Source organism: Brucella pseudogrignonensis, from assembly GCF_032190615.1.
Lineage (GTDB): Bacteria > Pseudomonadota > Alphaproteobacteria > Rhizobiales > Rhizobiaceae > Brucella > Brucella pseudogrignonensis_B.
In genome coordinates this window covers 821,558-832,961 of the sequence record NZ_JAVLAT010000002.1, presented here as the reverse complement: position 1 = coordinate 832,961, position 11,404 = coordinate 821,558, and the positions used below count along the sequence as shown (strand labels likewise).

Below are 11,404 nucleotides of genomic sequence, written 5' to 3'. Positions count from 1 at the left end.
GCAGATTGTCACACAGCTTTTAGCCCCAGCACTTGCCCAGCGCCGTCTTGGTGTCGATTGACTCCACACCTTCGACGGGCTTGTCGGTGACAAGAGCCACACCCGTGTCGACGAAGGTTTTACCTTCGGTCGGCTTAGGCTTTTCGCCTGTATCTGCGAATTTTTTAATGGCTTCGATGCCAAGCGCTGCCATTTGCAACGGATATTGCTGCGATGTCGCGCCGATCACGCCAGCTTCGACATTTTTAACACCAGGGCAACCACCATCAATCGAAACGATCAGAACGTCCTTCTCACGACCCAAGGCCTTCAGAGCTTCATAGGCACCAGCCGCAGCAGGCTCGTTGATCGTGTGAACGACATTGATGGTCGGATCTTTTTGCAGAAGGTTTTCCATGGCACGACGGCCACCTTCTTCATTCCCGTCAGTAAGATCACGGCCCACGATACGCGGATCGTCTTCATCGCCGAGCTTCGTTCTGTCTTTCGGATCAATACCGAAACCGACATCAAAGCCCTGATCACGCAAAACATCAACACTTGGTTGCGCTGCCGTCAGATTAAGGAAGGCCACACGCGCATCCTTGGCCTTGTCGCCGAGGGTTGCAGCCGCCCATTTTCCGACCAGCTCACCCGCAAGGAAATTATCTGTTGCGAAAGTTGCATCAGCCGCATCAGCTGGTTCCAGCGGTGTATCGAGAGCGATAATCAACGCACCGGCCTCGCGGGCTTTTTGCAGTGTTGGCACAATACCTTTTGTATCTGAGGCGGTAATCAGAATGCCCTTGGTGCCATCTGCGATACAGGTTTCGATGGCGGCAACCTGACTTTCTGAATCGCCGTCGATCTTGCCGGCATATGTCTTGAGATTAACCCCAAGCTCCTTCGCTTTCGCGATAGCACCTTCCTTCATCTTGACGAAGAACGGATTGGTATCAGTCTTGGTAATCAGGCATGCGCCGACATCAGCCGCGCTGGCTGGGGCTGCAACGGAAGCAGCAACACCGAGTGTCAAGGCAGCAATCGCTGTCGAAAAAACTGTCTTCTTCATGAACTCCTCCCAGAGTGAAACCGGTTCCTCTTTCCCCCGGCGTGATGAAAACAAAACACGGCTTCATAGCAGAGTCAATTAATAAATCCACTTGATTTATTAATTTGCTGTGTCACTCTCTTGATTGAGAAATAGAAAACCCTCGTCAGCATTGGGGGTGAGAAAGGCCTCTAACCCTCTGTTTTGATTAATATGTTCTTTAAGTTTAGGCTTTCTCGACACCGAAGTTTGGGATAGGCAGGTTCAATAAATTTGCAGGATTCTGGGAGAGGATATGGTCAGGCACACTTCAGAACGTGGTTCTGAGCAACACGGCGATCTCGCCGCCGCAGGGCCAGCTTTGCCGGAATTTGCGCAAACAGGCGTCAACATCAATCGCGGGTCCAATCAGATCGGTGTCCGCGCTTATAACGAGCGTCTTGTGCTTGCTTTGGTGCGCCGACACGGTGCAATGGCGCGTGTCGATATAGCACGGAAAACAGGCCTTTCGGCGCAAACAATTTCAGTGATTATTCGCGAATTGGAGAAGGACGGCCTTATCACGCAAGGCGAACGTGTACGTGGGCGTGTCGGACAGCCTTCCATGCCTATGCGACTTGCCGCAGATGGCGTCTTCTCGTTCGGCCTTAAGATAGGCCGCCGGAGCGCTGAAATAATCCTAATGGATTTTCTGGGCCAAATACGCAAGCGCCGCCACATCACCTATGCATGGCCTGTTCCTGATATAATCCGGACCTTTGCTTTCGATAGCATCGCTGAATTTACTGCCGCGCTTGATGCTGACAAACGCGATCGGATTGCGGGCCTTGGGATTGCTCTCCCGTTTGAACTTTGGAATTGGGTTGAAGAAGTGGGCGCACCCGTTGCTGATATGAACGCCTGGCTAGATGCCGATCTGATCCATGATTTCGGTTCATCTCTGCCTTTTCCTGTCTTTTTGCAAAACGATGGCACAGCCGCCTGTGGTGCAGAACTGACTTTCGGACGCGGCCCTGAATTTACGGATTTCGTTTATTTCTCAATCGGATCATTCATCGGCGGCGGCGTTGTGTTGAACAACACACTGTATCCAGGAAGAACCGGGAATGCTGGCGCTCTGGGTTCCATGCCGATGCGGATGCGTGAAGCAGACGATAAACGTGAAGCAATCCAGCTTATTGATACAGCATCGCTTTTCGTTCTTGAACGAATGTTGCATGAACATGATATCTCGTCCGACGAGCTGTGGCTTTCGCCGGAAAGCTGGCCGGATTTCGGCGATGTGTTAGACGAATGGATTGCGCTGGCCGCACGCGGACTAGCCCATGCAGTCGTTGCCGCCGCATCGGTGATTGATTTTCCTGCTGCGATTATTGATGGTTGGCTGCCGCAAAATGTTCGGCTCAGAATCGTCGAAGCAACGAAATTGGAGCTTAAACGCATCGACCTGCAAGGGCTTTCGGCGCCCGAAATTCTGGAAGGCAGAGTCGGCATTCATGGAAAGACGATGGGCGCGGCAAGTCTGCCGCTTTCTCACCGTTATCTTTTCGATCAGAGCGTGCTTTTTAAAGAGAGATCATAGACGGGAACGATAGCTGATAGCTTTTCGGGATGCGCTACAGGGCTAAGTGCATGAATCTCGAGCCTCAGTATTAAAAGCTTCTTCTTCAGTTAATCCGTGTTTCATACACTTAAAAATTTATAAGCACCGCTGTGATAAAGCAGCGGCTCGCCCTCGCCCGTGACGATTTTAAGTGCACGGCCAATGATGATCGCATGGGTATGGCGCTCCATGACATCTTCAACAGCACAGTCAATTGATGCCAATGCGCCGTGGAGAGCTAACGCACCGCTTTCAAGCCGGTACCATTGAGCATGTTCATAGCGATCAGCGCCCTTAACGCCCCCCCTGCCAGCGAAGCGATCAGCAACCGCCTGCTGGTGAGCGGACAAGATATTGACGCAGAAATGGTTATGACGATTGATCACCGGCCAAACCGAAGAACCCACATTAATGTTCACGATGATCGTGGCTGGCTCGACCGACAAAGCTGTCGCTGATGTTACTGTTGCGCCAGTTCGGCCTTCTTCAAATCCTGCGGTGACAACACTCACTCCCCCAGCAAGATGACGCATTGCAGCTTTAATCTCAGCAGGAGCAACCCCAACATCCGATACTTCTTCAACAAGCTGAGGAAGCGGTTCGCGCAGATATGTTACTATCGAAGCCATGAGTGTCTATTACTCCAGATAATTCATTTCACACTACGGTAGCAGCCCCATTTCGATCCACCGAGAATGGGGGTTCTATATTCGATTGATTTTGTAGAAAATTAAAATCAGTGCGCTGCGAGAAAAGAAACATCAAACGGCACAAGGACGCGCCGCCCGATTATATTTCTAATAATATCAATCTGATAGGCCCAGATTGCCTTTTAATGTGTGCGTAGAATAGTCTTCACGGTATACGCCCTTTTCCTGCAAAACAGGGATGACCTTTTCGACGAATTCATCAAAGCCGCCCGGCGTGAGATGTGGTGCAAACACAAATCCGTCGGCCGCATCCGCCTGAACATAGGTATTGATTTCGTCTGCAATAGTTTCCGGCGTACCAACAAATTCCTGTCGCGCTGTCACCTTTATAATCAAGTCGCGGATACTGAGCTTATCGCGTTCAGCAAGTTCACGCCATGTACGTGCCGTATTGATGCGATCATCAAAACGGTTGGCACGCCCCAAAGCCAATTGTTCATGCTCAACGTCCGGCTCAAGTTCCGGCAGAGGGCCGTCCGGGTCATAGCTGGAAAGATCACGGTTCCAGACTTGCTCCAGAAACGTAATTGCAGATTTCGGGCTGACCTGCTGAAGACGGATTTGGCGCAGCTTGTACTGCGCATCCTCTTGCGTATCACCCAAAACAAAATTGGCTCCCGGCAAAATTTTGAGTGAATCCGGGCTGCGTCCATAATGTGCAAGGCGCTGCTTCACATCGCGATAGAACTGTTGACCGGCTTCAAGTGTGCCATGGCGCGAATAAATGACATCAGCATGACTGGCGGCCAACTCCCGTCCTTCCTGCGAGTCGCCAGCCTGCGCAATAACTGGTGCCCCTTGCGGCAAGGGTGCCAGATTTGAATGACCAGCAATGTCAAAATGCTTGCCCTTGAAAACAAAGTCACCACCGGCCCAGATTTTCCGCGCTGCATCCAAAAACTCGCGGGCACGTTCATAGCGTTCCTTGAACGGCAAATGATCACCTCGCCTAAAATTCGCCCCGGTAAATGCGCCGGGCGAAGTCACCACATTCCAGCCCGCGCGACCACCTGAGAGAATATCAAATGTCGCGAGCTGACGAGCGAGTGCATAAGGCTCGTTGAATGTAGTTGTCAGCGTGCCGATGAGTCCGACACGCTCAGTGATAGAAGACAATGCGGTGAGAATGGCCAGCGTATTCGGACGGCCTGCGACATCGAGTTCGTGCAACTTTCCTTTTTGCTCGCGCACCCGCAGGCCTTCCGCCAGAAAGATAAAATCAAACTTTCCACGTTCAATTGTTTCGGCAAAATGCCTGAAAGATGAAAACTCGATCTGGCTCCCGGCTGCCGGATCGCTCCATACGGTGAAGTTGTTGACGCCGGGAAACTGTGCTCCGAGAATTACCTGCTTCAGCTTTGTCATTGTATCCGCTCCTTCGCTCAAACCGCTGCTGAGTAACGATTGATTGCTTCCGGCAGACCAAACCGCGCCCGCAACGTGGTGCTTTCGGCCTTACGAATGAGGTCTTGAGCACGCAGTGCTGGCAGCAGCTCATTTAAAACAAAATCGCTTTGTGATTGCGGGTCGGACAACACCAGCCTTATCCCCTTCACACCGAACGCTTCGCCATGGAGAATGTTTTCAATAACGTTCTCTACAGTCGGTGCGTGTGAAAGCTCGATATCTCCAACCACGACCGGTACAGTCTCGCCTATAGCCTTGGACAAGGGGCCGCTCACTGGAACAAAAACGACATCAACGTTGTGTGCTCTGGCAACATCTTCATGGCGAGTGAGCGTTGTCGCGATAACAGGCTGTCCTTGCGGGGGGCGCGGTGTTATCGACGGTCCAAGAACCCGGAAATTATCGCTTTCAAACTTGATGTAATGAAGCTTCGAAGCATCAAGAAAGCGGTGGGTTTTCTTATCACGGATGACAGCATCATCTTCCCAGCTATCCCATAGCCTGCGAATGACCTCGATTGCGTCCTGCGTATCGCGATCAAGTGCGTCATGTTCAAGCGAAGGATAGCCATTCAAAGCGCCCAGAGCTTCGCTCGCTTCGATATTGCGTTTTTCACCAAGTGCTTGCACCAGAATGCCCGCCCGGCCCTCACTGATATAATCGAGCGTTGCAACGGCCGTTGAAAGGTGAAACGGCTCAAGAAAATTCGTTGCCGCACCGGCGATAATTCCGATATTGGCCAAGCGCGGCGCAAGCCAGTTTGCCAGCAATATGGCATCCAGCCCATCGCCATTGCCGTTGGCGAAACCATCCTCCTGTGTTAAAAATGAAAACGCGTCGTCAAATGGTTTTGTCAGCTCGGTCCAGAACTGACGCGATGGTTTCTCACTGTTCTGCGAAGGGGTGGAAACATCGATGCCGACACCGAAGAGTAAGCCTTTGGATTGCGTCATGTTATAATTCCGATCATCATTGAATAGATTGGTTGGCTAGGCGGTTCTGACCGCAGCGCCTTTGCCAGTTTTTCTGCGCGCCTATGGCTGTAATCAGCGATGGGAGCGGCATCGACAAAGTCCTCAATCAGATGCGCAAACAGCGGCACACCAACTGAAACGCCAACATTCAGCCTGCGGTTTGAGAGCAGGTCCACAGTTGCAAGGTCTTCGGCCAGACGAAACGGATTTTCATAGCCTAGCTGGATAACCGCTGTACCAAGGCCGATATGTTTTGTTCGCCGCGTTGCCGCTGCAAGAAACGTTGAAGCCGAAGAAATACCGCGTTCCAGATGGCGCTGGCGCACCCAGCCGCTGTCATAACCCAATCGCTCTCCATGTTCGAAAAGCTGAAGCGTGTCCTCTAAACCCCGTGCGGGATCATACTCGTGATGACTGCCGGGAATGAGAAAGGCGAAATGTTCGATATGTGAAAGGGGCATGGCTTGTTTCCCTTCTCACGCAGCGGTTTCGCGATAGCTTTGAAGTCGCGCAAGAATCTTTGCTTCCTGCATCGCCTTCCGTTCCCGTACGCGCTGGGTTGCCTCTTCAAATGATGTCGATGGAGGATAAAGCGGCGAAGAGCCTTGCTGACCCAGTCTGGCGCCAATGTGCTTTTCAAACGGCAGCGAACGGTAGTGCCGGACATCTGAAGATGTGTCGAAAAGCGGACGATAACCGAGTGAAATATACAGCGCTGTTGCTTCAGGCTGGCGAAAGCCGGTTGAGAGATAAGCCCGCGTATACCCCAGTTTGCCAGCTCTTTCTTCAAGAGCCAAAACGATGCGGCGCGCCAGCCCCTGTCTACGCATATGCGATGCCGTCCAGATGCGCTTAAGCTCAACCGTTTCATCATCGTGGCTCATGAAAGCGCCGCCAGCAATGGTCACGCCATCACGCTGCAAGAGCAAAAAGCCACCTAGCGGCGGCGCAAAAGCCTCAATTGGGTAGCGCAAAATTTCCGTACGTGCACCACCTGGCCGATCCAGATTCGCATAACGGCTTTCATATTCATGAACCAGACCATCAATGAGGGGATCTGCAGCAGGGTCCAAAAGCGATGACTGAGTAATAATATCTACCATAGAAGACCTCTAGAGAAATAAATACTTCTTCATCGGTGCTTTGTAGACAGCAATAACCAATGATGTGAAAGCATATTTCTCTTACGGTGCATCTTTATTGGTAAGTTTGCACGACACGAACATTTAATCATACAATAAATATTAGAAGAATATTGCTAGATTAAAACTATATAAAAAACATAGGCTACAACTTCATTGAATTTACTGATGAGGACAACATGCCCTATGTGCTTAGCTTTCTGGATAAGAGCCCAATTCACGACGGCGAAGAAGCCAACACAGCTCTTGGCCGCACGATAAAGCTTGCGCAGAAAGCAGAAGCCGCAGGCTTTCACCGTTTCTGGGTGGCAGAGCACCACAACACACCGGCGCTCGCCAGTTCGTCACCGGAGGTGCTGATCGGCTTTTTGCTGGCTCATACCCATCATATCCGGATTGGTTCGGGCGGCGTGATGCTGCAGCATTACAGCGCTTATAAAGTCGCTGAGAACTTCAATCTGCTTGCATCACTTGCCCCGGGACGGGTCGATTTGGGTGTTGGAAAAGCGCCGGGTGGCCTGCCACTTTCAACACGCGCCCTGCAAGGCGCTTATGACCCGGACCGAAAGCCAACATTCATACAGCAGCTGGCAGAGCTTGATGGTTTTCTCGATCATGGTTCTGATAAATCAGATGATGAAAACGGTATTTCCGCCTATCCGGTTCCGCCGCAAAAACCTGAACGTTTCCTGCTGGGTGCGAGCGTCGAAAGTGCTGAACTTGCGGCGCAGCTCGATTGGAACTTCGTTTATGCCGGACATATTCAGGGCGATCCGGCAGCCATCAAAGAAGCGGTTGAAGCCTATCGGACAATTACGAACCGCCCTGCCATTTTAGCGGTCAGCGTTATTGTTACTGAGAGCGATGCCGAGGCGGAAAAACTGGCTGGTGATATTCGCCGCTTCCGTGTTGCGGTCGAAGGCCTGCAGCCGGTCAATGTCGGCAGTCACGAACAGGCGCTTGAATATGTGCGACAGGCAGGTGCCACACAATACAGCATCGAAGAGCGCACGCCTCGCGTGGTCCATGGCACAGCCTTGCATGTTCACAGTGAACTTCAACGCCTGCATCGTGAACTGGGCGTCACCGAGTTCGTGATCGACTGTCCTGTTTCAGAAGGCGGCCATCGTCTCAAAACCATTGAGCTGCTCGCCAATAATCGCCCGGCAATCGCGGCATAAACTCTCCCAATTTCCCGACACTGGATATTCAACGTGGTAACAAGACGAGCTTTTCTGGCTGGCGCCAGCGCCCTTACTCTGATCATTGCTGCTGGAGCCGAAATCACTTCGGCCAAAGCAAATGCTGAACCCGTCAGCGGTGGTTCTCTCACATGGGGTGTGGAGACAGAGCCAAGCACACTGAATCCCCATTTGAACGGTCAGGCCAAAGCCAAGCTTATTCTGCGCAACAGCTATGAATCCCTTTTGGCCCGCACACCGGAGGGTAGTTATGTGCCGTGGCTCGCCAAGAGCTATGAAGTTTCAGAAGACGGCAAAACCTACACGTTTAAACTGCGCGACGGTGTGAAATTTTCGGATGGTGAGACATTCGATGCAGCAGCTGTTGCTCTCAACTTTAGCAAACTCAAAGAACCCACTTATTCGGGAAGCATCAGTGCAGGCCATGTCGCGCGTGTCAGCGAAGTCACGGCCGCTGATCCACTGACTGTCGTTATAAAACTCGACCGCGTTTACGCACCTTTTCTGGATGGTGCGGCAGGCATTGAACTGATCTCGCCCAAAGCATTTGAATCTACACAGCTGAAGGCTGGTGGAACAGAAGTCGCAGGAACCGGCCCCTTTGTTATCGACCACTATATCAAGGGTCAGGAAATCCGCTTCGTTAGAAACCCGGATTATAATTGGGCGCCCGAAAATGCCGCGCATCAAGGCCCGGCCTATCTCGACGATGTGACCTATCGTTTCCTGCCGGAATCCTCAGTGCGTATCGGCGCACTCACTTCCGGGCAGATCGATGCCGCAGAAGGTATCTCCGGCAACGATGCGCAACTTTTCAAAGATAATCCGGAATTTAGCTACCAAACTTCAATCAACACCGGAACGCCTTATACGCTCTACCTCAACATCACCCGCGAACCCACTTCCGACGTCAATGTCCGTAAAGCAGTGCTGGCTGCCGTCGATGTCGAACGCATTATTCAGTCGGTTTATCGCGGTGAACGCGAGCGTGCCTGGGGCATTCTTACGCCTGCCGATACCGACTTTTACGACAAGTCGATTGAAGGCACTTACGGGTTTAATCCAGAACTTGCCAATAAGCTTCTCGATGACGCGGGTTGGACGGAACGCGATGCCGACGGCTTCCGCACCAAAGACGGCAAACGTCTGACAATCGAGGTTGTGCAGTCACAATCCACCGTGCGCGACCAGCGTGATATTTTATTGCAGGCGGTACAGGCCCAGGCCCGACAGAATGCGGGCATCGATATTGCGCTGCAATATGTCGATGCGGGTACCTATTCCAACCGTCAGAAAGACGGCGAATACGGCATCATTCCAAACTCGACCACGACGCAGGAAAACGGCGTCACCATCTATTTCCATTATCTGCCACGCGATAAGGGCGGCTCGATCAATTATAGCCGTACGGAAGACCCTAAAGTCTCCCAATGGCTGGACGAAGGCGCTTCCACGCTCGATCCCAAAAGGCGCTTTGAGACTTACGCAGATCTGCAACGTTTTGCGTTGCTCGAACAGGCCTATGGCCTGCCGCTCTACGTGCCTGCCGATCAAATCGTCGCATCATCACGCGTTCAAGGCATTGGTTTCCGCCCTTTCAAGCGGCTTCCGGAAAACGCCTACGACATCTGGCTTCAAGATTAATTCCATCTTTTTGACGAGAGACCGATACATGCTTAATCGCCGATATTTCCTGACACTCGGAACCGCAGTTTTCGCAGCGGTCGCACTGCCAAAAATCGCATTCGCGGAAGACGCCAAACCCGTTGAAGGTGGCAAACTGGTCTGGGGCGTTGAAACCCAGCCTGCAACGCTCAATCCACAACTCAATGGTCAGGACAAAACCAAACTTCTGCTGCGCAATGCTTATGAATCGCTGCTCGCACGCACCGCTGACGGCGGTTTTGTATCCTGGCTTGCGAAAGATCATAAGATTTCAGACGACGGCAAAACCTACACATTCACACTACGCGATGATGTGAAGTTTACGGACGGCGAAAAATTCAATGCGGAAGCGGTCGTATCCAACATTACGGCGCTCAAAGACCCGGCCTATTCTGGCAGCACAAGCACCGGGCCAGTGTCGCGCATTGCAGAAGCGAAAGCGCTTGACGAAAACACCGTCAGTTTCACGCTCAAAGGCATTTACGCGCCATTTCTCGATTATATTGCCAGCCTGGAAATTCTCTCACCTGCTGCATTCAAGTCTGAAGAAATCAAATCCGGCGGACCTCAGATTTCAGGAACCGGTCCTTTCATTTTGAAGCGCTATACCAAAGGACAGGAACTCACCTTCGTCAAAAACCCGGATTACAACTGGGCACCGGCAAATGCCGCTCATCAGGGGCCAGCCTATCTGGATGAAGTGACCTACCGTTTCCTGGGCGAGTCCTCGGTCAGAACCGGCGCCCTTACGTCTGGTCAGGTTGATGTCATTGAAGGTGTCCCCGGCAATGATGCGGCCTTGTTCAAGGACAATCCTGATTTCACCTATCAGACGGCCTTGAATACCGGCACACCTTATTCGCTTTTCCTCAATGTCGAATGGGGGCCAACGCAGGAGCTGAATGTTCGCAAAGCGCTGGTTGCAGCCATTGATGTCGATGCCGTTCTCAAGTCTGTCTATCGCGGGGAGCGCACCCGCGCATGGGGCATCACCTCGCCTATTGATCCGCAGTTCTACGATAAAAGCATCGAAGGAAAGTACGGTGCCAATCCAGAGCTTGCGAACAAGCTTCTTGATGAAGCGGGCTGGACGGAACGCAATGCGGAAGGCTTCCGCACCAAGGATGGCAAGCCGCTGACCATCGAAGTTATTCAGGCACAGGCAACCGTGCGTGATCAGCGCGACGTTCTCTTGCAGGCTTTGCAGGCGCAGGCGCGTCAGAGTGCGGGCATTGATCTCAAGATCGTCTATGTGGATGCCGGAACCTACACAGATCGCCGAAAGACCGGCGAATTTGGCTCGATTGCCAATTCCAACACGCCAACCGATGCTATCGATATCGAGCTGCATTACCTTCCACTCGATAAGGGCGGTTACATCAATTACAGCCGCGCTTCAGCACCTGAATTAGCGCAATGGCTCAATGAAGCCGCCTCAACGCTCGATCAGACCAAGCGGTTTGAGCTTTACAGCAAGCTGCAAAACTTCGCCATTTTGGATCAGGCCTATGCCTTGCCGCTGTACGAGCCTGAAGATCAGGTAGCGGCTGCAAGCTATGTCAAAGGGATCAGCTTCCGCCCATTCAAACAACTTCCTGAAAGCGCTTACGACATCTGGCGCAGCGAATAAACACGCCGTCCTGCGGACTTCGGCACAGAGGAGCTACAGAT

At 52.2% G+C, this 11,404-nt stretch carries 9 protein-coding genes and 1 pseudogene; 4 read left to right on the top strand and 6 right to left on the bottom strand.

The genetic code is table 11. The annotated features are described in order from the left end of the window. Positions 1-19 precede the first annotated feature (19 nt). On the bottom strand, positions 20-1,051 hold the full coding sequence (locus tag RI570_RS15230) for a sugar ABC transporter substrate-binding protein (RefSeq protein ID WP_313829408.1): 1,032 nt from the start codon (positions 1,049-1,051) through the stop codon (positions 20-22). Between the two features lie 274 nt (positions 1,052-1,325). Here RI570_RS15230 and RI570_RS15225 point away from each other — a divergent pair, with 274 nt between their 5' ends. Beyond that, positions 1,326-2,612, top strand: coding sequence for an ROK family transcriptional regulator (locus RI570_RS15225; RefSeq protein ID WP_313829407.1), 1,287 nt, complete (start codon positions 1,326-1,328; stop codon positions 2,610-2,612). A gap of 101 nt (positions 2,613-2,713) precedes the next feature. Here RI570_RS15225 and RI570_RS15220 read toward each other — a convergent pair whose 3' ends face one another. From RI570_RS15220 to RI570_RS15200, 5 genes and pseudogenes are all read right to left on the bottom strand, one after another. Beyond that, a complete protein-coding gene (locus RI570_RS15220; protein WP_313829406.1) occupies positions 2,714-3,262 on the bottom strand; it encodes a flavin reductase family protein in 549 nt (182 codons plus the stop codon). Between the two features lie 177 nt (positions 3,263-3,439). After that, positions 3,440-4,708: an LLM class flavin-dependent oxidoreductase gene (locus RI570_RS15215; protein ID WP_313829404.1), complete on the bottom strand. Its 1,269-nt coding sequence runs from the start codon at positions 4,706-4,708 to the stop codon at positions 3,440-3,442. A gap of 17 nt (positions 4,709-4,725) precedes the next feature. Continuing rightward, complete coding sequence (locus RI570_RS15210; RefSeq protein ID WP_313829403.1) at positions 4,726-5,703, bottom strand: LLM class flavin-dependent oxidoreductase; 978 nt, start codon at positions 5,701-5,703, stop codon at positions 4,726-4,728. 35 nt (positions 5,704-5,738) lie between these two features. Further along, positions 5,739-6,185 (bottom strand): annotated as a pseudogene (locus RI570_RS15205) (LLM class flavin-dependent oxidoreductase); the annotation flags it as partial. 15 nt (positions 6,186-6,200) lie between these two features. Further along, complete coding sequence (locus RI570_RS15200; protein WP_313829401.1) at positions 6,201-6,827, bottom strand: GNAT family N-acetyltransferase; 627 nt, start codon at positions 6,825-6,827, stop codon at positions 6,201-6,203. A gap of 218 nt (positions 6,828-7,045) precedes the next feature. Here RI570_RS15200 and RI570_RS15195 point away from each other — a divergent pair, with 218 nt between their 5' ends. From RI570_RS15195 to RI570_RS15185, 3 genes are read left to right on the top strand one after another with little or no spacing between them, the layout of a single operon-like run. Beyond that, a complete protein-coding gene (locus tag RI570_RS15195; RefSeq protein WP_313829400.1) occupies positions 7,046-8,047 on the top strand; it encodes an LLM class flavin-dependent oxidoreductase in 1,002 nt (333 codons plus the stop codon). A gap of 33 nt (positions 8,048-8,080) precedes the next feature. Then, the gene (locus RI570_RS15190; RefSeq protein WP_313829398.1) at positions 8,081-9,712 is read left to right on the top strand and encodes an ABC transporter substrate-binding protein; all 1,632 of its coding nucleotides are present in this window, start codon (positions 8,081-8,083) and stop codon (positions 9,710-9,712) included. A gap of 28 nt (positions 9,713-9,740) precedes the next feature. Further along, positions 9,741-11,363, top strand: a complete 1,623-nt coding sequence (locus RI570_RS15185) for an ABC transporter substrate-binding protein (RefSeq protein ID WP_313829397.1) — start codon at positions 9,741-9,743, stop codon at positions 11,361-11,363. Positions 11,364-11,404 lie beyond the last annotated feature (41 nt).

Coding starts and splice junctions, on each gene's coding strand:
- RI570_RS15230 (WP_313829408.1), bottom strand. CDS start 1,051: ATGAAGAAGACAGTTTTTTCGACAGCGATTGCTGCCTTGACACTCGGT.
- RI570_RS15225 (WP_313829407.1), top strand. CDS start 1,326: ATGGTCAGGCACACTTCAGAACGTGGTTCTGAGCAACACGGCGATCTC.
- RI570_RS15220 (WP_313829406.1), bottom strand. CDS start 3,262: ATGGCTTCGATAGTAACATATCTGCGCGAACCGCTTCCTCAGCTTGTT.
- RI570_RS15215 (WP_313829404.1), bottom strand. CDS start 4,708: ATGACAAAGCTGAAGCAGGTAATTCTCGGAGCACAGTTTCCCGGCGTC.
- RI570_RS15210 (WP_313829403.1), bottom strand. CDS start 5,703: ATGACGCAATCCAAAGGCTTACTCTTCGGTGTCGGCATCGATGTTTCC.
- RI570_RS15200 (WP_313829401.1), bottom strand. CDS start 6,827: ATGGTAGATATTATTACTCAGTCATCGCTTTTGGACCCTGCTGCAGAT.
- RI570_RS15195 (WP_313829400.1), top strand. CDS start 7,046: ATGCCCTATGTGCTTAGCTTTCTGGATAAGAGCCCAATTCACGACGGC.
- RI570_RS15185 (WP_313829397.1), top strand. CDS start 9,741: ATGCTTAATCGCCGATATTTCCTGACACTCGGAACCGCAGTTTTCGCA.